General features: G+C 68.7%; 21 protein-coding genes, 2 tRNA genes and 1 pseudogene. 5 read left to right on the top strand and 19 right to left on the bottom strand.

The window, feature by feature from the left end; all coding sequences use genetic code 11:
- Nucleotides 1–137: 137 nt before the first annotated feature.
- From TN53_RS19885 to TN53_RS19865, 5 genes are all read right to left on the bottom strand, one after another.
- A complete protein-coding gene (locus TN53_RS19885; RefSeq protein ID WP_046259908.1) occupies nucleotides 138–1,157 on the bottom strand; it encodes a rod shape-determining protein in 1,020 nt (339 codons plus the stop codon).
- 408 nt (nucleotides 1,158–1,565) lie between these two features.
- A complete protein-coding gene (gene ndk, locus TN53_RS19880; RefSeq protein ID WP_046259907.1) occupies nucleotides 1,566–1,982 on the bottom strand; it encodes a nucleoside-diphosphate kinase in 417 nt (138 codons plus the stop codon).
- A gap of 64 nt (nucleotides 1,983–2,046) precedes the next feature.
- Nucleotides 2,047–2,403 (bottom strand): DUF4233 domain-containing protein, encoded by a 357-nt coding sequence (locus tag TN53_RS19875; protein WP_046259906.1) that lies wholly within the window; start codon nucleotides 2,401–2,403, stop codon nucleotides 2,047–2,049.
- Nucleotides 2,404–2,412: 9 nt separating this feature from the next.
- Nucleotides 2,413–3,900, bottom strand: a complete 1,488-nt coding sequence (gene folC, locus TN53_RS19870) for a bifunctional tetrahydrofolate synthase/dihydrofolate synthase (protein ID WP_046259905.1) — start codon at nucleotides 3,898–3,900, stop codon at nucleotides 2,413–2,415.
- Nucleotides 3,901–4,071: 171 nt separating this feature from the next.
- Nucleotides 4,072–6,696: a valine--tRNA ligase gene (locus tag TN53_RS19865; RefSeq protein WP_046259904.1), complete on the bottom strand. Its 2,625-nt coding sequence runs from the start codon at nucleotides 6,694–6,696 to the stop codon at nucleotides 4,072–4,074.
- Between the two features lie 137 nt (nucleotides 6,697–6,833).
- Between TN53_RS19865 and TN53_RS19860 the strand changes: the two genes are divergently transcribed.
- Complete coding sequence (locus TN53_RS19860; RefSeq protein WP_046259903.1) at nucleotides 6,834–7,781, top strand: hypothetical protein; 948 nt, start codon at nucleotides 6,834–6,836, stop codon at nucleotides 7,779–7,781.
- 72 nt (nucleotides 7,782–7,853) lie between these two features.
- Here the strand turns inward: TN53_RS19860 and clpX are convergent, their stop codons facing one another.
- The 5 genes from clpX to TN53_RS19835 form a co-directional block, all read right to left on the bottom strand.
- The gene (gene clpX / locus TN53_RS19855; RefSeq protein WP_046259902.1) at nucleotides 7,854–9,143 is read right to left on the bottom strand and encodes an ATP-dependent Clp protease ATP-binding subunit ClpX; all 1,290 of its coding nucleotides are present in this window, start codon (nucleotides 9,141–9,143) and stop codon (nucleotides 7,854–7,856) included.
- A gap of 178 nt (nucleotides 9,144–9,321) precedes the next feature.
- Nucleotides 9,322–10,002 (bottom strand): ATP-dependent Clp protease proteolytic subunit, encoded by a 681-nt coding sequence (locus TN53_RS19850; protein WP_046259901.1) that lies wholly within the window; start codon nucleotides 10,000–10,002, stop codon nucleotides 9,322–9,324.
- Nucleotides 10,003–10,052: 50 nt separating this feature from the next.
- Nucleotides 10,053–10,673, bottom strand: coding sequence for an ATP-dependent Clp protease proteolytic subunit (locus TN53_RS19845; RefSeq protein WP_324609619.1), 621 nt, complete (start codon nucleotides 10,671–10,673; stop codon nucleotides 10,053–10,055).
- A 352-nt stretch (nucleotides 10,674–11,025) separates the two neighbouring features.
- Nucleotides 11,026–12,426, bottom strand: coding sequence for a trigger factor (gene tig / locus TN53_RS19840; protein ID WP_046259899.1), 1,401 nt, complete (start codon nucleotides 12,424–12,426; stop codon nucleotides 11,026–11,028).
- Nucleotides 12,427–12,620: 194 nt separating this feature from the next.
- A tRNA-Pro gene (locus tag TN53_RS19835) sits at nucleotides 12,621–12,697 on the bottom strand.
- A gap of 130 nt (nucleotides 12,698–12,827) precedes the next feature.
- Here TN53_RS19835 and TN53_RS19830 point away from each other — a divergent pair.
- Nucleotides 12,828–12,898: transfer RNA gene (locus tag TN53_RS19830), tRNA-Gly, on the top strand.
- Between the two features lie 55 nt (nucleotides 12,899–12,953).
- Here TN53_RS19830 and TN53_RS19825 read toward each other — a convergent pair.
- From TN53_RS19825 to TN53_RS19815, 3 genes are all read right to left on the bottom strand, one after another.
- Nucleotides 12,954–13,367, bottom strand: coding sequence for a hypothetical protein (locus tag TN53_RS19825; protein WP_046259898.1), 414 nt, complete (start codon nucleotides 13,365–13,367; stop codon nucleotides 12,954–12,956).
- 86 nt (nucleotides 13,368–13,453) lie between these two features.
- Nucleotides 13,454–15,589 carry a serine/threonine-protein kinase gene (locus tag TN53_RS19820; protein WP_046259897.1) on the bottom strand — a complete coding sequence of 712 codons (2,136 nt, stop codon included), beginning with the start codon at nucleotides 15,587–15,589 and terminating at the stop codon, nucleotides 13,454–13,456.
- A gap of 76 nt (nucleotides 15,590–15,665) precedes the next feature.
- Nucleotides 15,666–15,860, bottom strand: coding sequence for a hypothetical protein (locus TN53_RS19815; protein WP_030044846.1), 195 nt, complete (start codon nucleotides 15,858–15,860; stop codon nucleotides 15,666–15,668).
- A gap of 595 nt (nucleotides 15,861–16,455) precedes the next feature.
- Between TN53_RS19815 and TN53_RS19810 the strand changes: the two genes are divergently transcribed.
- Nucleotides 16,456–17,568, top strand: a complete 1,113-nt coding sequence (locus TN53_RS19810; RefSeq protein ID WP_234441648.1) for an acyltransferase family protein — start codon at nucleotides 16,456–16,458, stop codon at nucleotides 17,566–17,568.
- Nucleotides 17,569–17,571: 3 nt separating this feature from the next.
- Here the strand turns inward: TN53_RS19810 and TN53_RS19805 are convergent, their stop codons facing one another.
- The 3 genes from TN53_RS19805 to TN53_RS19795 all read right to left on the bottom strand — a co-directional run bounded on the left by TN53_RS19805 (nucleotide 17,572) and on the right by TN53_RS19795 (nucleotide 19,704).
- Nucleotides 17,572–18,039, bottom strand: a complete 468-nt coding sequence (locus TN53_RS19805) for an HD domain-containing protein (RefSeq protein WP_046259895.1) — start codon at nucleotides 18,037–18,039, stop codon at nucleotides 17,572–17,574.
- Complete coding sequence (locus TN53_RS49575; RefSeq protein WP_046259894.1) at nucleotides 18,036–18,395, bottom strand: hypothetical protein; 360 nt, start codon at nucleotides 18,393–18,395, stop codon at nucleotides 18,036–18,038. The genes TN53_RS19805 and TN53_RS49575 overlap by 4 nt, the downstream gene beginning before the upstream one ends.
- A 127-nt stretch (nucleotides 18,396–18,522) precedes the next feature.
- Nucleotides 18,523–19,704, bottom strand: a complete 1,182-nt coding sequence (locus tag TN53_RS19795) for a PP2C family protein-serine/threonine phosphatase (RefSeq protein ID WP_046259893.1) — start codon at nucleotides 19,702–19,704, stop codon at nucleotides 18,523–18,525.
- Nucleotides 19,705–19,866: 162 nt separating this feature from the next.
- On the opposite strand from TN53_RS19795, the gene TN53_RS19790 reads away from it, so the two are divergent.
- Nucleotides 19,867–21,159 carry a GNAT family N-acetyltransferase gene (locus tag TN53_RS19790; protein WP_199924618.1) on the top strand — a complete coding sequence of 431 codons (1,293 nt, stop codon included), beginning with the start codon at nucleotides 19,867–19,869 and terminating at the stop codon, nucleotides 21,157–21,159.
- A 125-nt stretch (nucleotides 21,160–21,284) separates the two neighbouring features.
- Here TN53_RS19790 and TN53_RS19785 read toward each other — a convergent pair whose 3' ends face one another.
- On the bottom strand, nucleotides 21,285–22,094 hold the full coding sequence (locus tag TN53_RS19785; protein ID WP_046259892.1) for an Fpg/Nei family DNA glycosylase: 810 nt from the start codon (nucleotides 22,092–22,094) through the stop codon (nucleotides 21,285–21,287).
- A gap of 291 nt (nucleotides 22,095–22,385) precedes the next feature.
- A complete protein-coding gene (locus TN53_RS19780; protein WP_046259891.1) occupies nucleotides 22,386–22,871 on the bottom strand; it encodes a ribose-5-phosphate isomerase in 486 nt (161 codons plus the stop codon).
- Between the two features lie 205 nt (nucleotides 22,872–23,076).
- Here TN53_RS19780 and TN53_RS19775 point away from each other — a divergent pair, with 205 nt between their 5' ends.
- Nucleotides 23,077–24,540: an amino acid permease gene (locus TN53_RS19775; protein ID WP_046259890.1), complete on the top strand. Its 1,464-nt coding sequence runs from the start codon at nucleotides 23,077–23,079 to the stop codon at nucleotides 24,538–24,540.
- A gap of 95 nt (nucleotides 24,541–24,635) precedes the next feature.
- On the opposite strand, the pseudogene TN53_RS19770 reads toward TN53_RS19775, so the two are convergent.
- Nucleotides 24,636–25,477: pseudogene (locus TN53_RS19770) on the bottom strand (serine/threonine protein kinase); the annotation flags it as partial.

The raw sequence follows: 25,477 nt of genomic DNA, 5'->3' as shown, positions 1-25,477 counted from the left end.
CTCATAGGAATGTGCAGGTGTTCAGGTATGCGGGTGTACAGAGGCTCGCGGATGCCTACGGGCGAGCCTATGCCTCTATATCAACGATCCGCCGCACGAGAGGAGATCATCTCGTACGGCGGAATCGAAGAGTTACGTCATCTGCGCGGCTGGGCGTCCAGCACCTGCTGGAGCGCCTCGAACTCCTCCACGCACTTGCCGGAGCCGAGCGCCACGCTGTCCAGCGGGTCCTCGGCGATGTGGATCGGCATGCCGGTCTCGCGCCGCAGCCGCTCGTCGAGGCCGCGCAGCAGGGCGCCGCCGCCGGTCAGAACGATTCCGCGGTCCATGATGTCGCCGGACAGCTCGGGCGGGCACTTGTCGAGGGTCGTCTTGACCGCGTCCACGATCGCGTTGACGGGTTCCTCGATCGCCTTGCGGACTTCGGCGGCCGAGATGACGACGGTCTTGGGCAGCCCGGAGACGAGGTCCCGGCCGCGGATTTCGGTGTGCTCGTCAGCGTCGAGGTCGTACGCGGAACCGATCGTGATCTTGATCTGCTCGGCCGTCCGCTCACCGAGGAGGAGCGAGTACTCCTTCTTGATGTGCTGGATGATCGAACTGTCCAGCTCGTCGCCCGCGACCCGGATGGACTGGGCGGTCACGATCCCGCCGAGCGAGATGACCGCGACCTCCGTCGTGCCGCCGCCGATGTCCACCACCATGTTGCCCGTGGCCTCGTGGACCGGCAGGCCGGAACCGATGGCGGCCGCCATGGGCTCCTCGATGATGTGCACCTGGCGGGCCCCGGCCTGGGACGACGCCTCGATGACGGCACGGCGCTCGACGCCGGTGATGCCGGAGGGCACACACACGACGACGCGCGGCCTCGCGAGATACCGCCGCTTGTGGATCTTCAGAATGAAGTAGCGGAGCATCCGCTCGGTGATCTCGAAGTCGGCGATGACGCCGTCCTTCAGCGGACGAACGGCAACGATGTTGCCGGGCGTGCGCCCGATCATCTTCTTGGCTTCGGAGCCGACCGCCAGGATGCCACCGGTGTTGGTGTTGATCGCGACGACGGACGGCTCGTTGAGTACGATCCCGCGACCCCTGACGTACACCAGCGTGTTGGCGGTCCCGAGGTCGACAGCCATGTCACGGCCGATGAACGACATTGAGTTCCCCATCAGGATTCGTCTGGCCTTCCCGGGAGCTTTGAGGGCTTTTTCAGGTCGGCGAAGTGGGTGCGGTGACGTGAAGGCTTCCATCGTAGTGGCGCCTACGCGAACACCGCGCGAGGGTCTTCGCCATTGTCAGCAGATGGAACGCCGCCGCGCTCGTGTAGACGGTCCATCGGGGGCACCCGTTCCCCCGATCGGCACGCATATGCCAAAGGACGGCCGAAAAGATACGGCCGCCCCAGGTCAGATGAGAGATCGGGCTGACGCCACGTCAGAAACGTCCACGAAAACTCCCTAAGGGGCGCGGGGCTGTATCGATGTGCGGCTCCGCCGCGTGGGCGCGACAAGCCACGACGGACCCGCACCCCGCAGCGTTACGCCCGCGCTCCCCTTCCGCCCCGGTCAGCCCTCGCGACCCGGGAAGAAGATCTTCACCTCACGCTCGGCCGACTCGACGGAGTCGCTCGCGTGGATCAGGTTCTCCCGGACGATCACACCGAAGTCACCGCGGATGGACCCCGGGGCCGCGGCGATCGGGTCGGTGGGGCCGGCCAGCGCGCGCACGCCCTCGATGACCCGTTCACCCTCGACGATCAGCGCCACGACCGGGCCGGAGGCCATGAACTCCACCAGCGGCTCGTAGAACGGCTTGCCCTTGTGCTCGCCGTAGTGCTGCTCCAGCGTGTCCTGGTCCAGGGTGCGCAGCTCCAGCGCGGTGATCTGCCAGCCGGCCTTGCGCTCGATACGGCTGATGATCTCGCCGGTCAGGCCACGACGGACGGCGTCGGGCTTGAGGAGGACGAGGGTGCGCTGGCTCACGTGAGACTCCTTGTGATCAAAAGTGTGCGGGGTGATGAGGTTACCCGGCGTGTCCGCAGGCCGGTCACGCAGCGTCAGGTGTAGTGGAGTCGGCCTGCGCGGCGAACCTCGCCTTCGCCTCGTCGACCTTCCGCCCGTAGTGCACCGAGGCCCACCACAGCGCCGCGAAGACCACACCCAGGAAGAACATCGTCGGCACCACGAACCCGGAGGCGATCAGGGCGATCTGCAGCACCCAGCCGAGGGCGACGCCGCCCGGCCGGGTGATCACACCGCACAGCGCCAGACACAGGAACATGGCGATGCCGCTGACCGTCCACACCGTGGCCGTGGACAGGTCTTCGTCCTTCATCGCGACCAGACCGGCGAAGCCGATGATGAAGAACTCGCCGATCAGGGTCGATGAACAGAGAGTACGCATTCTTGGGATTCAGCCCTTCCCCAGCAGCAGCCGGGCCTCGCCGACGGTGATGACGGAACCGGTGACGAGCACACCGCCGCCCGCGAACTCGCCCTCCTCCTCGGACAGGGTGATCGCGGCCTCCAGCGCGTCGGGCAGTCGCGGCTCGACCTGTACGCGCTCCTCGCCGAACACCTCGACGGCGATCGCGGCCAACTCGTCGGCGCCCATGGCGCGGTGACTGGAGTTCTGGGTGATCACGATCTCCGCGAAGATCGGCTCGAAGGCCTCCAGGAGACCTCGTACGTTCTTGTCGCCACTGGCCCCGACCACACCGATCAGCCTGCTGAAGTCGAAGGCCTCACCGATCGCCTCGGCGGTGGCCCGGGCGCCCGCGGGGTTGTGCGCGGCGTCCAGCACGACGGTGGGAGAGCGCCGTACGATCTCCAGCCGCCCCGGCGAGGTCACGGCCGCGAACGCCTTGCGGACGGTGTCGATGTCGAGCGGCTCGGGCCGCTGCGAGCCGACACCGAAGAAGCCCTCGACGGCGGCGAGCGCGACGGCGGCGTTGTGCGCCTGGTAGGCGCCGTGCAGCGGGAGGTAGACCTCCTCGTACTCCCCGCCTAGTCCGCGCAGGGTGACCAGCTGCCCGCCGACGGCGACCTGCCGCGCCACGACCCCGAACTCCAGCCCCTCACGGGCCACGGTGGCGTCGACCTCGACGGCCTTCTTCAGCAGCACCTGCGCGGCGTCGACCGGCTGCTGCGCCAGGATGACGGTCGCGTCCTGCTTGACGACACCGGCCTTCTCCTTGGCGATCTCGCCGGGAGTCTCGCCGAGCCGGTCGGTGTGGTCCAGGTCGATGGGGGTCACGACGGCGACGTCACCGTCGATGACGTTGGTCGCGTCCCAGGTGCCGCCCATCCCGACCTCGACGACGGCCACGTCCACGGGCGCGTCGGCGAAGGCGGCGTACGCCATGCCGGTCAGCACCTCGAAGAACGACAGCCGGTACTCCTGCTGCGCGTCCACCATCTCGATGTACGGCTTGATGTCGTCGTACGTCTCGATGAAGCGCTCGGCGGAGATCGGCGCCCCGTCGAGACTGATGCGCTCGGTGACCGACTGCACGTGGGGGCTGGTGTACCTGCCGGTGCGCAGCTCGAAGGCGCCGAGGAGGGCCTCGATCATGCGGGCGGTGGAGGTCTTGCCGTTCGTCCCGGTGATGTGGATCGAGGGGTACGACCGCTGCGGCTCACCCAGGACGTCCATGAGCGCGGCGATTCGGCTGACGGAGGGCTCGAGCTTGGTCTCGCCCCAGCGTGTGGCGAGCTCCGCCTCGACCTTGCGCAGCGCCTTGTCGATCTCGGGGTCCTGGGGGCGCGTCGGCACGTCTGCCTCCGGCGGGCCCCCCTGGGTGCGCAGGGTGCGGCTGCCGGCCTCGATGACCGCGAGGTCGGGGTCGCGGTCGGTCTCTGCCGAGATGATCTCGTCGAAGGGGTCGTCGCTGTCGCTCACGGGGTCAGTCTACGGAGGGGGAGCTGGAGAGCGCCTAGGGAGTGGGGTGGCTGGTCTCGGATGGCGAGTGCGGGCGCGCTTGGGCTGATCGCGCAGTTCCCCGCGCCCCTAAGGGCGATGAGGGCGCCCGGAGCTCAACAGCTCCCAGCGCCCTCATCGACGTACAACCCCTTACGCCTGCGGCAGGCGGTCCAGCTGGGACTGGATACGGGCGATGTCCTCGTCCGCCTTTGCCAGGCGACCGCGGATCTTGTCCACCACGTTGTCCGGGGCCTTGGCCAGGAACGCCTCGTTGCCGAGCTTTGCGGTGGCCTGGGCCTTTTCCTTCTCGGCGGCCGCGAGGTCCTTGGCGAGGCGCTTGCGCTCCGCCGCGACGTCGATGGTGCCGGAGAGGTCGAGGGCGACCTCGGCGCCGGAGACCGGGAGGGTCGCCGTGGCCGTGAAGGCGTCGCCCTCCGGCTGGAGACGGAGGAGCTGGCGGATGGCGGCCTCGTGCGGGGCCAGGGCCGTGCCGTCGAGGGTGAGGCGGGCCGGGACACGCTGACCGGGCTGGAGACCCTGGTCGGCGCGGAAGCGGCGGACCTCGGTGATGACGGACTGGAGGGTCTCGATCTCGCGCTCGGCCGCGTCGTCGCGGAAGCCCGAGTCCTTCGGCCAGTCGGCGATGACGACCGACTCGCCGCCGGTGAGAGTGGTCCAGAGGGTCTCCGTGACGAACGGGACCACCGGGTGCAGCAGCTTGAGGGTGACGTCGAGAACCTCGCCCAGGACGCGCTTGCTGACCTCGGCCGGCTCGCCGCCCGCCTGGAACGTCGTCTTGGAGAGCTCGACGTACCAGTCGAAGACCTCGTCCCACGCGAAGTGGAAGAGGGCGTCCGAGAGCTTCGCGAACTGGTAGTCCTCGTAGAGCGCGTCGACTTCGGCGACGACGGAGTTGAGGCGGGAGAGGATCCAGCGGTCCGTCGCCGACATCGCCGACGGATCCGGCAGGGGCCCGTCCACCGTCGCGCCGTTCATCAGCGCGAAGCGCGTGGCGTTCCAGATCTTGTTGGCGAAGTTGCGGGAGCCCTGGACCCAGTCCTCGCCGATCGGGACGTCGACACCCGGGTTGGCGCCGCGGGCCAGGGTGAAGCGCAGGGCGTCGCTGCCGTACTTGTCCATCCAGTCCAGCGGGTTGACCGCGTTGCCGAAGGACTTCGACATCTTCTTGCCGAACTGGTCGCGGACCATGCCGTGCAGGGCGATGGTGTGGAACGGCGGGGTGCCGTCCATCGCGTACAGGCCGAACATCATCATCCGGGCGACCCAGAAGAAGAGGATGTCGTAGCCGGTGACCAGGACGGAGTTCGGGTAGAACTTCGCGAGCGATTCGGTCTGTTCGGGCCACCCGAGGGTCGAGAAGGGCCAGAGGCCGGAGGAGAACCAGGTGTCGAGGACGTCGGTGTCCTGACGCCAGCCCTCACCGGTGGGCGGCTCCTCGTCGGGACCGACGCAGACGACCTCGCCGTTCGGGCCGTAGAAGACCGGGATGCGGTGGCCCCACCACAACTGCCGCGAGATGCACCAGTCGTGGAGGTTGTCGACCCAGTCGAAGTACCGCTTCTCCATCTCCTGCGGGTGGATCTTGACGCGGCCGTCGCGGACCGCGTCCCCGGCGACCTTCGCGAGCGGGCCGACCTTGACCCACCACTGCATGGACAGACGCGGCTCGATGGTGGTCTTGCAGCGCGAGCAGTGGCCGACGGAGTGGGAGTACGGCCGCTTCTCGGCGACGATCCGGCCCTCGGCGCGCAGGGCGGCGACGATGGCGGAGCGGGCTTCGAGACGGTCCTGGCCCTGGAAGGGGCCGTGGGCCGTGATCACGGCGTGCTCGTCCATGATCGTGATGGCCGGCAGGTCGTGGCGCTGGCCGATCTCGAAGTCGTTCGGGTCGTGGGCCGGGGTGACCTTGACCGCACCGGTGCCGAACTCGGGGTCGACGTGGGTGTCGGCGACGACGGGGATGGAACGCTCGGTGAGCGGCAGCTTGATGAGCTTGCCGACCAGGTGCCTGTACCGCTCGTCCTCGGGGTGCACGGCGACGGCCGTGTCACCGAGCATGGTCTCGGCGCGGGTGGTGGCGACGACGAGAGTCTCCTCGCCCTCCCCGTACTTGATGGAGACGAGTTCGCCGTCGTCGTCCTGGTACTCGACCTCGATGTCGGAGATCGCGGTCAGACAGCGGGGGCACCAGTTGATGATGCGCTCGGCGCGGTAGATCAGCTCGTCGTCGTAGAGCCGCTTGAAAATGGTCTGGACGGCCTGCGACAGCCCCTCGTCCATCGTGAAGCGCTCACGCGTCCAGGCGACGGCGTCACCGAGGCGACGCATCTGTCCGGAGATCTGCCCGCCGGACTCGCCCTTCCACTGCCAGACCCGCTCGACGAAGGCCTCACGGCCGAGGTCGTGCCGGGACTTGCCCTCCTTGCCGAGTTCACGCTCGACGACGTTCTGGGTGGCGATGCCGGCGTGGTCCATGCCCGGCTGCCACAGCGTCTCGAAGCCCTGCATGCGCTTGCGGCGAGTGAGGGCGTCGATGAGGGTGTGCTCGAAGGCGTGCCCGAGGTGCAGGCTGCCGGTGACGTTCGGCGGCGGGATGACGATGGTGTACGGCGGCTTGTCACTCTTCTCGTCCGCCTCGAAGTAACCCCGCTCTACCCAGCGCTCGTACAGCGGGCCCTCTACGTCGGCCGGCGCGTACTGGGTCGGCAGTTCGGTGTCGGGCGCTGATGGCTGCTGCTGAGCGTTCTCGGTCACGGGCTCAGTTTAGGGGTGTCGCGGGCGTGTCCCGAAACGGCTTTGTTCTGTAACGGTGAGGCCCCCCGATGCAATGCATCGTGTGTGCCTGCGCCAGGATGTTCGGAACACATAAGCATCTGGAGGGGAACCCAGTAATGAGTCACAACCAGCCGGGCCCGTACGGCGGGCAGCCCCAGCAGCCCGGTCCGTACGGTCAGCCGGGCCCGTACGGCCAGCAGCCGCCGCAGGCCCCCCAGCCCGGCTACGGCTACCCCCAGCAGGCCCCTGCGCCCCAGCAGCCGGGCTACGGCTACCCGCAGCAGGCCCCGCAGGGCGTGCCGCCGCAGACCCAGCCGTACGGCCAGCAGCCGTACGGGCAGCAGCAGCCCTACACGGCCCCGATGCCGCCCGTGCCCGGCGGTGGCGGCGGCAAGAAGAAGCTCGGTCTCATCATCGGCGCGGTGGCAGTCGTGGCCGCGATCGCCGTCGGGGCGGCCCTCGTCCTCGGCGGGGGTGGCAGCGGATCGGCCGCCGGAGACGACGGCCCGCACAAGCTGACCACTCCTCCCAAGGTCCTCACCGAGTACAAGAAGAGCGAGGGCGACAACTCCGACGGTGCGATGACCGAGGAGGACCTGAAGGACGCCGCGAAGTGGGGTGTGAAGAACCCCAAGGATGTCAACGCGTCGTACCAGGCGGGCGAGGACCCGAACAACCCGCTGGCGGGCAAGATCCTTTCGTACGGCGGTGTCTACGGCGAGATCGATGACCCAGAGAAGGCGGTCGACGGGCTCTTCGCCTACATGAAGAAGGACGCAGCCGACGAGGACGTCACGTTCAAGGACGAGCCGAAGGCCTACACCCCGGAGGGGTTCGACGGCACCGTCCTGAAGTGCCAGCAGGCCACGATGAAGAACACCGAGTCCGGGGCGGGCGCGCCGGCCGAGATGAACATGACGTACTGCATCTGGGGTGACTACAGCACGGTCGGGTTCGTGATGCCCATGGAGTTCGCCGACCTCGCGGCCGGCAAGGAGACCGACCCGACGGAGGCGGCCGAAATCACCGCCAAGCTCCGCAAGGAAGTCCGCGTCAAGATCTGACGTTCCTGAACTGCAAAGGGGCCCCGGTCGGTTGACCGGGGCCCCTTCGTTCGTCCGTGTGTGCGGCGGCTGTTACGCCGTCTTCGCCTCTCCCGGTCCCCGTCCGTTGCGTGCATCGCGCGGGATCAGGGTCGGGTTGACGTTGGAGTGGACGACGTCCGCCGTGATGACGACGCGGGCCACGTCCTTGCGGGACGGGATCTCGTACATGACGCCCTGGAGGACTTCCTCCATGATGGCGCGCAGGCCTCGGGCGCCGGTCTGGCGGAGGATGGCCTGGTCGGCGATGGCTTCCAGGGCCTCGCGCTCGAAGTCCAGCTCCACGCCGTCGAGTTCGAAGAGGCGCTGGTACTGCTTGACCAGGGCATTGCGGGGCTCGATCAGGATCTGGAGGAGGGCCTCGCGGTCGAGGTTGTGGACCGAGGTGATGACGGGCAGGCGGCCGATGAACTCCGGGATCATCCCGAACTTCACCAGGTCCTCCGGCATGACGTCCTCGAACTGGTCCTTGGCCTCCAGCTCGCGCTTCGAGCGGATCGTCGCGCCGAAGCCGATGCCCTTGGCGCCGGCGCGGGACTCGATGAGCTTCTCCAGGCCCGCGAAGGCACCGCCCACGATGAACAGGACGTTCGTCGTGTCGATCTGGATGAACTCCTGGTGCGGGTGCTTGCGGCCGCCCTGGGGCGGGACCGAGGCCGTGGTGCCTTCGAGGATCTTGAGCAGCGCCTGCTGAACGCCCTCGCCGCTCACGTCACGCGTGATCGACGGGTTTTCGCTCTTACGGGCCACCTTGTCGATCTCATCGATGTAGATGATGCCGGTCTCGGCCTTCTTGACGTCGTAGTCCGCCGCCTGAATGAGTTTCAGGAGGATGTTCTCGACGTCCTCGCCGACGTAACCCGCCTCAGTGAGCGCCGTGGCGTCGGCGATCGCGAACGGGACGTTCAGCATGCGCGCCAGCGTCTGGGCCAGCAGCGTCTTGCCGGAGCCCGTGGGGCCCAGCAGGAGGATGTTGGACTTCGCCAACTCGATCGCGTCGTCACGGCCGTTGCCGCCGCCGTTCTCGCCGGCCTGGACGCGCTTGTAGTGGTTGTAGACCGCCACGGAGAGCGCCTTCTTGGCCGACTCCTGGCCCACCACATAGCCCTCGAGGAACTCGTAGATCTCACGAGGCTTGGGGAGTTCCTCCCAGCGCACCTCGCTCGTCTCCGCGAGCTCTTCCTCGATGATCTCGTTGCAGAGATCGATGCACTCGTCGCAGATGTACACACCAGGCCCTGCGATGAGCTTCTTGACCTGCTTCTGGCTCTTGCCGCAGAACGAGCACTTGAGCAGATCGCCGCCGTCACCGATGCGTGCCACGGTGTGCTTCCCCTTCGCCTGGGAGACGCCTAGGTCCAGCGGCTCCTGGTGCTGCCTTATTCCGACGGTACCTTGCCGGGCCCCCCGTTCGGGCCCCCCTTGGCGCGGTTCACTGTGACGTGCAGCGTGTCAAAGCACACGAACCGGACCAAGGGGCGGCAGACAATACAGCCTCCGACTAGCGGACGGCTGCGTTGTTCATCTTCCGAGTGGAGATGATCTGGTCGATCAGACCGTAGGAGAGCGCCTCCTCGGCCGTGAGGATCTTGTCGCGCTCGATGTCCTCGCGGATCTTCTCGATCGGCGTGGTCGAGTGCTTGGCCAGCATCTCCTCCAGCTGCGCGCGCATCCGGAGGATCTCGTTGGCGGCGATCTCCAGGTCGGAGACCTGACCGCGGCCGGTCTCGCTGTAGGGCTGGTGGATCAGCACACGGGCATTCGGCAGCGCCATGCGCTTGCCCGGCGTACCGGCGGCCAGCAGGATGGCCGCGGCGGAGGCCGCCTGGCCCATGCAGACCGTCTGGACGTCCGGCTTCACGAACTGCATCGTGTCGTAGATCGCGGTCAGCGCGGTGAACGAGCCGCCGGGGCTGTTGATGTAGACCGAGATGTCACGGTCCGGGTCCATCGACTCCAGGCACAGCAGCTGCGCCATGACGTCGTTGGCGGAGGCGTCGTCGATCTGGACGCCGAGGAAGATCACGCGCTCCTCGAAGAGCTTCGCGTACGGGTCGTACTCGCGAACGCCCTGCGAGGTGCGCTCGACGAAGCGCGGGATGACGTAACGGGACTCCGCGGAGGGACCCGTGTACTCGGCGCGCGTGCGGTCGTACAGGCCGCTGCCGGGGAAGTCGTTCACTGTCTGTCTCCTAGGGGCTGAGGCGGTCGGCTGAGGGCTTGCAGGGGGCCTCAGGCCCCGGTGCCGCCGCCGCCCGGCATGTTGACGGCCGCGGTGATGACGTCGTCGATGAGGCCGTACTCCTTGGCCTCCTCGGGGTCGAACCAGCGGTCACGGTCGGAGTCGCGCGTGACCTGCTCGAACGACTGACCGGTGTGCTGGGCGGTGAGCTCAGCCATGCGCTTCTTGGTGTGCAGCAGCCGCTCGGCATGGATCTTGATGTCGGAGGCGGAGCCGGCCAGGCCCGCGGAGGGCTGGTGGATCAGGATCTCGGCGTTCGGCAGCGCGAAGCGCTTGCCCGGGGTGCCCGCGCTGAGCAGGAACTGACCCATGGAGGCGGCGAGACCCATGGCGATGGTCACCACGTCGTTCTTGATGAACTGCATGGTGTCGTAGATCGCCATGCCGGCCGTGATGGAACCGCCGGGGCTGTTGATGTAGAGGTTGATGTCCTTGTCGGGGTCCGCAGCGGCAAGGAGCAGCAACTGTGCGGTGATCTTGTTCGCGATGTCGTCGTCGACCGGCTGGCCGAGGAAGATGATCCGCTCGTTGAGCAGCCGGTTGTAGACCTGGTCGCCGAGGCCACCACCGATGGAAGGCTCGCCGGCGGCGGAGGGCATCAGATTCGTCACGTATCCACCTGCTCGTCTTACGACGGCGTCCGGCCGTCTCACGTGTTCTGCCGGGGCGCGAGGCTGGCCGACGGTTTCGCCGACTCCCCTGCCCTCGTATTCATGGACCCTAACGCGCTGGTCCCTTCGGGGAATCCCGGATAGAGGGCTGTTCGCCGGGGGCGTAGCGCCGTGGTGACTTTTGGTGCGTGGGCGACCGCGGGTCCGTCGCCCGCGCACGCGCCCACGTGGCGGAGCCGCACATCGCATACAGCCCCGCGCCCCTGGCCGGGTCACTCCGCCCCATGTGACAGGACGGGCCCCCGGGAAAGTCCCCAGGGGCCCGTCCTACGACCTGCGCGGCGCCGTGGGCTCAGCCCTCGGTCTTCTCCGTGTCGGCGTCCGTGGCGTCCGCCTCCGTGGCCTCGGCGGCGACCTCGGCGGCCGTCTCGACCTCTTCCTCGTCGTCGAGGTCGACGACCTCGCCGTTGGTGTCCTTCACCGTGGCGGCCTCGACCACGACGGCCAGGGCCTTGCCGCGGGCGACCTCGCCGACCAGGAGCGGAACCTGGCCGCCCTCGACGACCGCCTGGGCGAACTGGTCGGGGGACATGCCGGAGGAAGCGGCGCGACGCATGAGGTGCTCGGTGAGCTCCTCCTGGTTGACGTTCAGCTTCTCGCGCTTGACCAGCTCGTCGAGGACGAACTGGGTCTTGATGCCCTTGACCGCGGCGTCCTTGGTCTCGGCCTCGAACTCCTCGACCGTCTTGCCCTGGATCTCGAGGTACTTCTCGAGGTCGAGGCCCATCTGGCCGAGCTGGTGGTGCTCGAGGTTGTGCTTACGGGTGTTGACCTCGTCCTCGAGCAGCTTCTCGGGGACCGGGACCTCGACCAGGTCGAGCAGTTTCTCCAGGACGCGCTCCTGGGCCTGCGTGGCCTGGTCGTACTGCTTCATGTTCTCGAGGCGCTTGCGGCTGTCGGCCTTGAGCTCGTCGAGGGTGTCGAACTCGGAGGCGAGCTGCGCGAACTCGTCGTCCAGCTCGGGCAGTTCGCGGGCGGCGACCTGGGTGACCTTGACGGTGACCTCGGACTCCTTGCCGGCCGCGGAGCCGCCCTTGAGCTCGGAGGTGAAGGTGGCCTCGCCACCGGCCTCCAGGCCCTTCACGGCGTCGTCGATGCCCTCGAGGAGCTCGCCGGAGCCGATGGTGTAGGACACACCGCTGGCGATGCCGTCCTCGAGCACCTCTCCCTCGACCTTGGCCTCCAGGTCGATCGTGACGACGTCGCCGTCCTCGGCGGCGCGCTCGACCGGGGAGGTGGAGGCGAAGCGCTCACGGAGCTGCTCCACCGACTTCTCGACGTCCTCGTCGCTCACCTCTACGGCGTCGACCTCGACCTCGATGGAGGAGAAGTCCTCGGGGAGCTCCAGGGACGGGCGGATGTCGACCTCGGCGGTGAAGTTCAGCGTGTCGCCGTCCTTCAGCTCGGTGATGTCGACCTCGGGCTGGCCCAGAACGTCCAGCTCGGCCTCGTTGACCGCTTCGGTGTAGAACTTCGGAAGCGCGTCGTTGACGGCCTCCTCCAGCACTGCACCACGACCGAACCGCTGGTCGATGACGCGGGCCGGGATCTTGCCCTTACGGAAGCCCTTCACCGTGACCTGCTGGTTGATCTTCTTGTACGCCGCGTCGAGGCTGTCCTTGAGCTCCTCGAAGGGCACCTCGACAGTGAGCCGAACCCGAGTCGGGTTCAGGGTCTCCACGGCGCTCTTCACGGTTCGGTCTCCTTGTGGCTGACTTCTTGGATTCTGCCGGGGCCAGAACGGCTCCGGCGGATTAGCCGCCCTGAGGACTACATCAGACGAGAGACACACGGGCGCGCAGCTTGCATAGTAACCGCAGCGGCTACACGCCCCAAAAGGCGATCAAGCCAGGTGATCGCGAAGGTGGCCGCCAATGGCCGGTCAAATGGTCGGGGTGGCGGGATTTGAACCCACGGCCTTCCGCTCCCAAAGCGGACGCGCTACCAAGCTGCGCCACACCCCGTCTGGTGCGACACGTAGGGTACATGCCCGCAGGCAGTGGGGCTGCCGCATTTACGGGGTGTGCGGCGAGGGGTCCCGACCCGCTACGATGCCTTCTGTGCCGCGGTCATCTGACCTGCGGTGCGTCCTGTGCGGGCGTAGCTCAATGGTAGAGCCCTAGTCTTCCAAACTAGCTACGCGGGTTCGATTCCCGTCGCCCGCTCTGTACGACTCAGGGCCAGGTCAGAGGATCGATCCTCTGACCTGGCCCTGATTTCTTACGCGTCCCAGCCGCTCTGGCACTGACGTATCTGGGTATCGCCCTCGAAGACGGCCGCCTGGACCTTCACCCGGCGGATGCCCTCCGAGGAGGACGCGTAGGTACGCCATTCAGTCCCGTCACCGCTGCCGCCGTAGTAGTGGTGCCACCGCCACGTCACGATGTCGCCGTCGCTCTCCTGGCTGATCAGACGAACCGCCACATGGTGACCGTCGGCTTCGGTGTCGCGCACCCAGAGATCGAGGGGCCTCAGCGTGTCCAGGCTTTCGCGGGTGGCGGAGAGGTAGCTGCTCACGCCCAGGGTGGCGCACTGGACGGTCGGTCCAGCTGCCGCTGCCGGTGTCGCGGCACTCGGGATCGCGAGGCAGGCCAGTACGACCGCGGTGACCGCGGCAGAGGGGCGGATCTTCATTCGGTTCCTTCCAGACGGGTCAGGGGCACAGGACAGGCAGGTCCCCGGCAGGCGTCTCGGGCCGGCCGAAGTCGCATGAGCGGCTCTCAGAGGTCGCGTACGTCCACGGTGTAGACGGAGCGGAGGCCGTACGGAACGTAGAGGGCGTCGCCGACGAGGGTGAGGGGGGCGCCGGTCGGGGAGCCGTCCACGACGCCGTCGTCGCGGCCGTCGAGGGTGCCCTCGACCTTGCCGGTGGTCCGGTTGAGGGCGGCGAGGCGGCCGCTGGGGGACGCGAGGTAGAGGTGCGTCCTGGAGGCGATGGGCGGGCCCGACTGTTCCACTCCGGAGTTGCTCTCCCAGGACTGGCGGCCGGTGGCCGGGTCGACCGCGCGGATGGCGCCGTTGCCGAGGGTGAAGTAGAGGGTGCCGCCCAGGAGGGTGGGAGTCGCGCTCTCGGGCTCGGTCTCGCTCAGCTTCACCGTCGTCACGACGTGCGAGGAGGCGTTGATCAGGGTCAGTGTCCGACGGGTGCCGATCACGTTCACGAGGACCAGGCGTCCGTCGTGCTGGCCGACGATGCTCGAATCACCCTTGATCTTCACGGTCCAACGGGGTTCGCCCGTGGCCGGGTCCAGCTGGGAGACGGTCGTGGCCTGGATGGTGTCGGTGGTGTACTTCCCGCACAGGAGGTACGCCTGCTTGGCGGCACCGGTCAGCACGCAGTAGTTGGTGCCCGGGTCCGGCAGGGGGCGCTGCCAGCGGACCTTGCCGTCGTCGGCGCCGAGCAGGGCGAGCTTCCGCCCCGTCTTGCCATAGACGGTGATCACGCCGGCGGGTACGGCGGTGGAGCCGCCCTGGTCGCTGCTCGGCTCCGTACCCTCTTCGCCGTCGGCGGTCACGGTCTTCCAGATCACCTTGCCGGTCTCGGCGTCCAGGGACTGGATCGTGTAGCGGGTCGGGTTCGGCGCCTCCTCGTTGTCGACAGGCCGGTCGTCGGAGCCGTACACGTAGACGCGGTCATCGCGTGCGCCGATGATCGTGCCTCCGCCGGAGCTGCTGCTGCCGATGTCGTCGGCGGTCGGGTCGACGGGCCGGGCCCAGGTGTTGCGGCCGTCGGCCAGGGCGAAGCGGGTCGCCATGATCTCGTCGCCCGCGCAGACGAGGGACGTACCGGAAGCTGCGCAGCGGTTGAAGAGGGAGCTGGGACCCATCGGATCCTTGTCGGGGCTCGGGTCTTTCGCCTGCCCGTGCCAGGCCTTCCAGCCGGCGGGCAGGTTCCCCGGGGCGGAGTCGTCGCCGGTCAAGGCTACCGTCGTCGTGGCCGCCGCCGCGAGGGCGAGGGTGCCGGCGGCGACGGCCGGCCACCAGCGTGTGCGGCGGCGGGACCTGCCGGTGTCGGCCGGTGTCGGGGCACCGTCCGTCGTGGGCCAGTCGCCGTCCTTCAGCAACCGCAGCAACTCGTCCGCCGTGGGGCGGGACTTGGGTTCCTTCTCCAGACAGAGGCGGATGAAGGGGAGCAACTCGGCCGGGACGTCATCGAGTTCGGGGGCGCCCTCGACCACGCGGATCGCCGTCTCGTACGGGCTCGGGCTGTCGAAGGGGCCCCGGCCCGACGCGGCGAACGCGACCACCGCGCCCAGCGAGAAGATGTCGGCCGCCGGGCCCACGTCCTGGGGCGCGGAGAACTGTTCCGGGGACATGAAGGGCGGGGTGCCCATCACGCGGCCGGTCTGGGTGAGGACGTCGGAGGCGGCGAACTCGGTGGCGCGGGAGATGCCGAAGTCGATGACGCGGGGGCCGTCGTCGGCGAGCATCACATTGGCCGGTTTCAGGTCCCGGTGGACCACGCCCGCGCGGTGGATGTCGCGGATCGCCTCGGCCAGGCCCGCGGCGAGTTCACGGAGCCGGGGTGGCGGCAGCGGGCCGTTGTCGCGTATGTGCGTGCCGAGGTCCGACCCCGGTATGTAGAGCGTGGCCATCCAGGGGCGCGGCGCGTCGGCGTCGGCGTCCACGACCGGAGCCGTGAAGGCGCCGCTGACCTGGCGGGCGGCGGCCACCTCACGGCGGAACCGGGCGCGGAACTCGTCGTCGTCGGCGTACTGGGCGTGCACCACCTTGACCGCGAGACGGCGGCCGGAGGCGGAGCGGGCGAGGTAGACCACGCCCATTCCGCCGCTGCCCAGACGGTCCTCGATGCGGTAACCGCCCGCCTCCGCGGGGTCCGAGTCGCGCAGCACCATCCCGGTACGTCCCCCTGCTAGCCGTCTCCGGCCCCCGTGACCGGACGGGTCAGCCTAGCTTCACGGGTCAACAGGGTCAGAACTGGATCGAGTTGATGGTCTCCGCTATCGAGTTGAGGAAGCGCTGGATGTCGTCGGCCATGCCCGTCGAGGCGAGGAAGAAGCCGAACAGCACGGCCACGACGGCAGGTCCTGCCTTGAGGGATCCGCCACGGATCAACACCACCAAGATGATCGCCAACAGCAGCACCACTGACAGCGAAATGGCCACAACTGATCACACACCCTCGGTCGGTCCGCACCCGGCCCGGGGGTGCCGGCCCCGCGCACCCCCGCCAGAACCATCGTGCCACCAACCAGGCCGCTGTATGCGGCGGGTGATGCATCGTTGACCACACCTGTGCCTGAACTGTGCGGCGCCGGCCGGCCGCGCAACCGGCCCTTCATGTCCCGCACATGTCCCGCACAACAATTCGAGAGTGCACCCACACAGGGAATTCGACTGGATCGTTTCGGTCTCCACACATCCTGTTCGCAGGTAATTCGACTAATCAACGCGCCCACAGGAAGCGGACATTCCGCCGGAGTCGCCTGCGGGCCTTATGCCCTATTTAGTCGGGATGAATCACACCAAGTAGGCGCTTGCTGCGGGCCATAATCCCTACCCACCAGGTGTGTTGGCCGTCACGTTCACCGGACGTCAACTGCTCGGTTTTCTGGGCACCCGAAGCGAATAACCAGGAATGACCTGGCGGGTTTTACGAAAACCCACAGACAACGCTAGGGTGCCTCAGATGTTCCACGCTGCCTCGTCCCCCGCACGCGGCAGAGCGCCGCTCCCCCCTGCCCAGCCGTCGGCATCAGGAGTGCCGAGTCCGCGCTCGCCCCTCAAACAGCAGAACGAACAGTCGGCCAAGCCCGCCGGCAAGCAGCGCGACGCCTTCTTCGACAACGCCAAGTACCTGGCGATCGTGCTGGTGGCCATCGGTCACGCCTGGGAACCGCTCAAGGGCGACAGCCGCATCCTGGAAGCCGCGTACACGGTCGTGTACTCGTTCCACATGCCGGCGTTCATCATCATCTCCGGCTTCTTCTCGCGCAGCTTCGACATGCGCCCCGACCGGCTGCGGCGGCTGATCACCGGTGTCGCGGTGCCGTACATCGTCTTCGAGACCGCCTACGTCCTCTTCGAGCGCGCGGCGGGCGACGACTCCGGCAAGGACATCAGCCTGCTCGACCCCTGGTATCTGACCTGGTTCCTGTGCGCGCTGTTCGTCTGGCGGATGATCACCCCCATCCTGAAGGCGGTCCGCTGGCCGCTCCCCTTCGCGCTCGGCCTCGCGATGCTGGCGTCCGTCGCGCCGTCGATCGGTGACGACCTGGATCTGCAGCGGATCCTGCAGTTCCTGCCGTACTTCGTGCTGGGCCTGTGCATGAGGCCCGAGCACTTCCACCGGGTGCGCACCCGCAGGGTGCGGATGCTGTCGGTGCCCGTGTTCGCGACCGCGCTCGTCGTCGGCTGGTGGGCGGTGCCGCGAATGAACACCGCGTGGTTCTACCACCGGGACGCCGCGCAGGAGTTGGGCGCGCCGTGGTGGGCCGGGCCGGTCATGGTGCTCGCGATGTTCGGCTGCTCGCTGCTGCTGACCGCCTGCTTCTTCGCCTGGGTGCCGCGCCGGAACATGTGGTTCACGGCCCTTGGCGCGGGCACGCTGTACGGCTATCTGCTGCACGGCTTCCTGGTGAAGGCCGGTGACTACCAGGGCTGGTTCGACCACCCCTGGCTGCACCGCCCGCTCGGCGAGATCGCCGTGAGCGTCCTCGCGGCCGCCGTCGTCACCGTGCTGTGCACGAAGCCCGTGCAGCGGATCTTCCGGTTCGCGATGGAGCCGAAGATGGCGTGGGCCTTCAGGCAGGACCCCGCCGAACTGGCCCGGGAACGCCAGAAGCAGGAGCGCCGCGAGAAGGTCCTCGCCTAGCCGCTACGACCCTTGCCTCACCTGACCGAGAAGTGCACGCATCCGCGCGTACTTCTCGGTCAGTCGTTTGCGGGTCTCCTCGTCGAGGACCGCTAGGCGTGCCGGGTCGGCGTTGTGCGCCAGGTCCGACTCCTTCACCAGCAGCGCGCCGGGAGTGGCGAGGATCCGCCCGGCGTACGCCTCGGGCGGCTCCCCCGCCCGCTTGGTGACCGCGAGCACGATGTCCTTCGTACGACGGCTCAGCGCGGCCTCCTCCAGCCAGTGTGCGGAGAGCGCGTCGTCCTCGACGGCGTCGTGCAGCCAGGCGGCCGCGATCTGCTCGGCGTCGCCGCCCCGCGCGCGCACCCCCTCGGCGACCGCCTGGAGATGTTCGGCGTAGGGCCGGCCCGCCTTGTCGGTCTGGCCCTCGTGGGCGGTGCGGGCGAGGGCTTCGACCTCGGTCAGGGTCAGGGTGCGCGGTGCGTCGGTCACGGCTCCAGTGTCTCCCCGCGCAGCGCGGCGCGGGCCGGAACGCCGGCCGCGGTCAGGCCCAGGGCGACGATCGCCGCGACGAGTGAGCCGTACACCGGCGGAGGGATGCAGGGCCACTGTCCCGTCAGTCCGTTCATCATCGGGACGAGCGTGGCTAGCACGATGGCCGTGCCGAGGACGATGCCCGCAATAGCGACCAGGAAGGCGTACTTGCCGGAGCCCGAGGGGCCCGTGACCGCGGTGAAGGTGCGGGGCGGGAGAGTCAGGTCGATGCCTCGCAGGGTGTGGACGGCGGTCCGGCCCCGGCCGTAGCGGCGGTGCACTCCGTGGAGCTCTACGGCCCGGTCGGCCGGCATGGCTGGCCTTCCGTTCGGTCGAGGGGTGTGTCTCGACCGTACGGATTCGGGGGGTACGGGGACATACGGGGAGCATGCGGGCGGCCGGCGGATCGAGGCCGGGGCAATCCCCACCGAGGGGGTTCCCTCAGAGGTTCGCCGCCTGGGCCGTCGGGCCCTCTCGGCAGATCAGCAGGAGCGCCCTGTCGTCGTTGACGTCCTTCGCCACCGCTTCGATCAGGTGCCAGGCCGCGCCGTGGAATCCGCCGGCCACGTAGCGGTCGGCCTCGCCGGTGAGGCGGTCGATGCCCTCGACGATGTCACGGTCGGAGGTTTCGACGAGGCCGTCGGTGAAGAGCATCAGGACGTCGCCGGGGCGGAGCGAGCCCTTGACCGGGTCGAACTGGGCGCCGTCGTAGACACCGAGGAGGGGGCCCTCGGCCGCCTTCTCCTCCCAGCGGCCGCTGCCCGCGCTCAGTTGGAGGCCCGGGGGATGGCCGGCGGAGTAGAGCTCGTAGTCACCGGAGTCCAGATCCAGGACCAGGTGGATCGAGGTCGCGAAGCCCTCGTCCCAGTCCTGGCGGAGAAGGTAGCCGTTCGCCGCGGGGAGGAACGCGTGCGGGGGCAGGCTGCCCAGGAGGCCTCCGAAGGCGCCGGAGAGGAGCAGGGCGCGGCTGCCCGCGTCCATGCCCTTGCCCGACACGTCCGTCAGGACCACCTCCATCGTGCGGCCGCCGTTGGTGCGGGCCGCGACCACGAAGTCGCCCGAGAAGGACTGGCCGCCCGCCGGGCGCAGGGCCATCTCGCGGTGCCAGCCCTGGGGCAGCTTCGGGAGCTTGCTCTGGACCCGGATGCGTTCGCGGAGGTCGAAGAGCATGGTGCCGCCGCGTCGCCAGGGCACACCGACCCGGCTACGGAACTGGGCGATCAGCAGGCCGAAGAATCCGCAGGCCGCCACCACGAGCACGATGCCCGGGGTCACCCGGGACGGGCCCTCCGTGTACGGGCCCAGCTGCACGGACTCCACGATCAGTGCCGTCGCCGCCGCCGCGTACAGGCCGAGCAGGCTCGCCGGGCGCAGCAGCAGGCCGCCCGCGACGATCGGGAGGACCAGCGCGGCCGGGGATACCCAGACCGAGTTGGCGAGCGTCGTGACCGCGATCAGCGGGATCGTGATGAGCAGACCGGCCAGTGCGACCCAGTCCGAACCGTCCCCGCGGAAGTAGTCCACAGCGCTTCTGCGCAGGCCGACGCGAGCCCGGTGCCACTGCATCTTCAACCGGGCCGTGAACGTCTCGGCTTCCGCGCGCCGCTCTCGTCCTGCTGCCATTAGTTCGGGACCCTATCCATCGGACCAGCTGCTTGGCACGGGAGGTCCCACTTGTCCCCCGTCCGAGGTTCAACTTCACAGTGAACTTCACAGAAAGCCGTTGTGCCGCCGCCAAGGAGAAATTCCCTGGCTCGTCCCGCAATGCCCTGGTAGGCATGGTCCATGGCTTCTGACTTGGCGACCGAACTGCGGGTGCTGCGGCGGCAGGACCGGGACGAGTGGTACGACACCTTGATCCGCGCCTTCGGCGGGGTCCCGGAGTCGACCGAGGAACGCGAGCTGTGGAACACCCTCACCGAGACCGACCGTGCCATCGGCGCGTGGGACGGTGACGTGTGTGTCGGTTCGGCGGGGGCGTTCAGCTTCCGGCTGACCGTGCCCGGCGGCGCCTCGGTACGGGCCGCCGGCGTCACCATGGTCAGTGTGTCCGCGACCCATCGTCGCCGTGGTGTCCTCACGGCGATGATGCGGCGACAGCTGGACGACGTACGGGAGTGGGGGTGGCCGCTGGCCGTGCTGACCGCCTCCGAGCCCGCCATCTACGGGCGGTTCGGGTACGGCGTCGGTACGCATGCCGTGAGCGCCGAGATCGACACCGAGCGGGTGCGGCTGTCCGCCCCGCCGGGGACGGACGACGTGCGCCTGCGGTACGCCGAGCCCGCCGAGGTGCTGGACGCGTGCGAGGCGGTGTACGCGCGCGTGGTGCCGTCGCGGCCGGGGATGGTGGCGCGTACGCCCGGCTGGGAGCGGCTGATGCTGCTGGACCCGGAGAACGAGCGGGAGGGGGCGTCGCCGCTCCAGTGCGTGGTCGCGGAGCAAATCGGGGGGAGCGAAGCGACTTCGGGTGAGGGTGGTGGTGGGAGACGGGCGGGCGGGGAGGTCGTGGGGTTCGCGCGATTCGCCGTGAAGCCCCACTGGGCGCCGACCGGGCCGCAGGGCAAGGTGCTGGTCCGTGATGTCGAGGCGCCCGACCCCGCGGTGTACGCGGCGCTGTGGCGGTTCCTGTTCGACATCGACCTGACGTCGAAGCTGGTGACCCGGGGGCGGCCGGTGGACGACGCGTGGCAGTACCTCGTGTCCGACATCCGGCGGTGTTCGCTGCGGGTGCGGGACTCGTTGCATGTGCGGCTGGTGGATGTGGGGGCCGCGCTGGAGGCGCGGACCTATCAGGCGCCGGTGGATGTGGTGTTCGAGGTCGCGGACGACTTCTGTCCGTGGAACGAGGGGCGTTGGCGGCTGAGCGGGGATGCGAAGGGGGCGTCCTGCGAGCGGACCACCGATCCGGCGGATCTGGCTCTGTCCGTACGGGAGTTGGGGGCGGCCTATCTCGGTGGGGTAGGCCTGGCCTCGCTGGGGGCCGCCGGGCGGGTGCGGGAGCTTCGGCGCGGGGCGCTGGGGGAGGCCGCGGTGGGGTTCGCCTCCGCCGTGGCGCCGTGGCTGCCGCACGGGTTCTAGGGCCCTTCTGACGGACGGATCACGCGGGCCGAGGAGCGGCGTCCGGTGCGTGCGATCGTCGTGCGGGGTGGAGGGTCATGTGGCGGAGCCACCTGGCCCTTCGCTGCGTTCGGCGATCGTGCGGTTCAGGGTTTCTGGCAGGTCGGGCACCAGAAGAGGTTGCGGGCGGCGAGATCGGCGGTGCGGATCTCGCCGCCACAGATGTGACAGGGCAGATTGGCCCTGCGATAGACGTACACCTCGCCGCCGTGGTCGTCGACGCGGGGAGGGCGGCCCATCGCCTCGGGGGTGTGCTCGGGGCGGACGGTGTCGATGCGGTTGTGCTTCACGCCCTCGTGCATGAGGTCCACGAGGTCGTGCCAGATCGCGTCCCACTCCGGTGGGGTGAGCGTGTTTCCGGTGCGGTACGGGTCGATCCGGTGCCGGAAGAGGACCTCGGCGCGGTAGACGTTGCCAACGCCGGCGATGACCTTCTGGTCCATCAGCAGGGCGGCGATCGTCGTACGGCTGCGGGAGATCCGCTGGTACGCGGTTTCGGGGGTGGCGTCCTCGCGGAGCGGGTCGGGGCCGAGGCGGTCGTGTATCGACTGCTTCTCGGTGGGGGTGATCAGGGCGCAGGTCGTGGGGCCGCGGAGGTCCACGTACGACGTGGGGTTCGCGAGGCGGAGGCGGACCGTGTCGGTGGGTGGGGGTGCGGGGGCCGGGCCGAAGGTGACCTTGCCGAAGAGGCCGAGGTGGATGTGGATCCAGTCGGTTTCCCGGAAGCCGAGGAAGAGGTGTTTGCCGTGGGCCTCGGTGTGGGTGAGTTCCGCACCGTCGAGGAGGTCTGCGGCGTCGGTGAACTTGCCCTGGGGGCTGGTGACCTGGGTCTTTCTGCCGCGGAATGCTGCGGCGCAGTCCTTGGCCAGGCGGTGGATCGTGTGCCCCTCAGGCACGGTGGCTCCTCTTCGTCCGGGGGGCGGTTCTCGCCCCCGCCGCCCCTACCCGTCCCTACCCGTCCCATCCTCCAGGGGCGCTGCCCCTTCGACCCCGGTGCCTGGGGGCTGCGCCCCCAGGCACCGGTCGGCCCCGAAAGGGCCTCGTCCTCGAACGCCGGACGGGCTGAAAGAGCCAGGACGGCGGATGCGCCGAGATGCCCAGGGGCGCGGGGAACTGCGCGACCAGCCCCCACGCACCCGCACCCGGCCACGTCCGAAACCAGCCCGAAGCGTCCCCTCGCCGACTGGCTACTGCTGCGGGTGGTGCGGGGGGATCGGGGGGAGGTCGCCCGTCGTCTCGTAGGTCGCCAGCATGTCGATTCGGCGGATGTGGCGGGCGTCTTCGGAGAAGGGGGTGGCGAGGAAGGTCTCCACGAACTTCGTCGCCTCGTCCTCGGTGTGCATGCGTGCGCCCACCGCCACGACGTTGGCGTTGTTGTGCTGGCGGCCCAGCGACGCGGTCTCCTCGCTCCAGGCCAGCGCCGCACGGACGCCCTTGACCTTGTTCGCGGCGATCTGCTCGCCGTTGCCGGAGCCGCCGATCACGATGCCGAGGGAGTCCGGGTCCGCCGCTGTGCGCTCCGCGGCGCGGAGGCAGAACGGGGGGTAGTCGTCCTGGGCGTCGTAGATGTGGGGACCGCAGTCCACCGGCTCGTGACCGGCCGCCTTGAGCCAGTCGACGAGGTGGTTCTTGAGTTCGAAGCCCGCATGGTCGGAGCCGAGATACACGCGCATGGGATGAGTGTGACACGACTGTTTCGGGGCAGCAGCCCTGGGTGTCGTCCAGGAAAATTGTCGATCCGGCCATCGAAGCTCATGAAAACCTCAAGTAACGATCCGGAATCAAAGGTTCAAGAATTCCTTTGCCTCCGATTCACTGGACCGATCCGTACGCCGCTCGTACGGGACACTGCTCGCCCGGCGCAAAGGAATTCCCCGTATGACTTCGCAGCCGACCCCGGCCAAGGCCACCGGAGACCCCGGTAACGGCCTTCAGGCCGGGCTCAAGAACCGTCACCTGTCGATGATCGCCATCGGTGGTGTGATCGGTGCCGGCCTCTTCGTCGGATCCAGCTCCGGTATCGCCACCGCAGGACCCGGCATCCTCCTGTCGTACGCACTCGTCGGCACGCTCGTGGTGCTGGTGATGCGGATGCTCGGTGAGATGTCCGCGGCCAACCCGGCCTCCGGGTCGTTCTCGGCGCACGCCGACCGCGCGCTCGGGCGCTGGGCCGGGTTCTCCATCGGCTGGCTGTACTGGTTCTTCTGGGTCGTGGTGCTGGCCGTCGAGGCCACCGCCGGTGCCGTGATCCTGGAGGGCTGGATACCGGCCGTGCCCCAGTGGGCCTGGGCTCTCATCGTGATGATCGTGCTGACCGCGACCAACCTGGTCTCCGTCGGGTCCTACGGCGAGTTCGAGTTCTGGTTCGCCGGCATCAAGGTCGTCGCGATCGCCGCGTTCATCGTCATCGGCGGGCTGGCCGTCTTCGGGGTGCTGCCCGGCGTCGACAGCGACAAGGCCGGTCTCGGCAACCTCACCGACCACGGCGGCTTCCTGCCCCACGGCGCCGGCGCGATCCTCACCGGTGTGCTGCTCGTCGTCTTCTCCTTCATGGGCAGCGAGATCGCCACCCTGGCCGCCGGTGAGTCCGAGAACCCGCAGCAGGCCGTCACCAAGGCGACCAACAGCATCATCTGGCGGGTCGGCGTCTTCTACCTCGGCTCGATCTTCGTCGTGGTCTCGCTCCTGCCGTGGAACGACCCGTCCATCAAGAAGGACGGCTCCTACGTCGCCGCCCTCGACTCGCTGGGCATCGCGCACGCCGGTCAGATCATGAACTTCATCGTGCTGACCTCGGTGCTGTCCTGTCTCAACTCCGGCCTCTACACGGCCTCCCGCATGGCCTTCTCGCTCGGCCGGCGGGGCGACGCGCCGAAGGCGTTCGCGCGGACCAACAGCCGGGGTGTGCCGATGGCGGCGATCCTCGCCTCGGTCGTGTTCGGCTTCGTCGCGGTCTTCTTCAACTACCTGTCCCCCAAGACGGTCTTCCTCTTCCTCGTCAACTCCTCCGGCGCGGTCGCCCTGTTCGTCTGGCTGGTGATCTGCTTCTCGCAGCTGCGGATGCGGAAGATCATCGAGGCCGAGGCGCCGGAGAAGCTGGTCGTGAAGATGTGGCTGTACCCCTATCTCACCTGGGCGACGGCCGGACTGATCGTGTTCGTGCTCGGTTACATGCTGACCGACACCGAGGGTGCGAGCAGTGGCCGTACGACCGTCCTTCTCTCGCTGCTCGTCGCGGCGTTCGTGCTCGCCATCGCCTTCGTGAAGGAGAAGGTCGGGGCCGGCCGGGCCGCCGTCTCCCCCGAGGTGCACGACGAGGTCGACGAGGTCAAGGTCGGCTGACGCGCCACGCATGAAGAAGGGGCCCCTCACGCGGGGCCCCTTTTCTCATGCCGTCCTTCTCACGCCGTCCTTCTCACGCCGTCCTTCTCACGCCGTCAAAGGATCGTGAAGCTGTCCGTGACCTTGTCGTACGTCTTCACCGCCTGGTTCTCGATGTCGGGCTGGTACCAGGTGTTGATCTGGTACGACTTGCCGTCCGCGTTGAAGCCCAGCAGCCGGGCGTGCCACCTGGTGCCCTTGAGCGTGAAGGTGTACTCCCAGACGACCGCCGGGTAGTCACGGAACTTCGTCTCCTCCAGCCGGATCTTCTGGTAGTCCTCGCCCTGGTGGGCGTTCTCCTCCGAGGTCTCCCAGGTCTCCATCAGATCGCCGCGGGCCAGCGAGGACTTGGCGACGAGTTCCTGTTTGCCGTCCGGTGACGTGTAGTGGACCTCCGCGCCCGTCTTCACGTCCCTGCGCCAGCCCTCGGGGGTCGCCCAGGCGAATCCGCCCGCCTCCCGGTGGGCGCCCGGCGGCAGGCTCTGCGGCCGGGATGTGCCCTCGACGGTGGGCGACGGTGTCCCGGACACGGTCGGGGTCGGGGTGGGCGAGCCGTCCGCCTGATTCCCGCCGGGTGAGCCGGAGTTCATCAGGAGTACGACGGCGACGACCGCACCGGCGGTGACCACGGCCGCGGCGGCGAGAAGTCCGGTACGGCGGTGCGGGCGTCGCGGGCCGGCCGGGCGGGCGGGTCCCGGCAGCTCGCCGGGCTCCGTCCCGAGGGGCGGTTCGTGCACCGGCCTGCGCTCGGTCACCGCCTCGGAGCGGTTGAGCGATACACCGCGTGCGGCTCCCGCCGGGCTGCCGACGGGGGTTTCGGAGCGGACCTCGGAACTGGTGGACGCGGCCGCTTCCGTGGAGGCGTTGCCGGGGTTGAAGGCGGGTGGGGGTGTGGGGC

The sequence above is a fragment of the Streptomyces sp. WM6386 genome (assembly GCF_000972385.1).
Taxonomy (GTDB): domain Bacteria; phylum Actinomycetota; class Actinomycetes; order Streptomycetales; family Streptomycetaceae; genus Streptomyces.
This window is presented reverse-complemented; position numbering and strand designations above follow the sequence as displayed.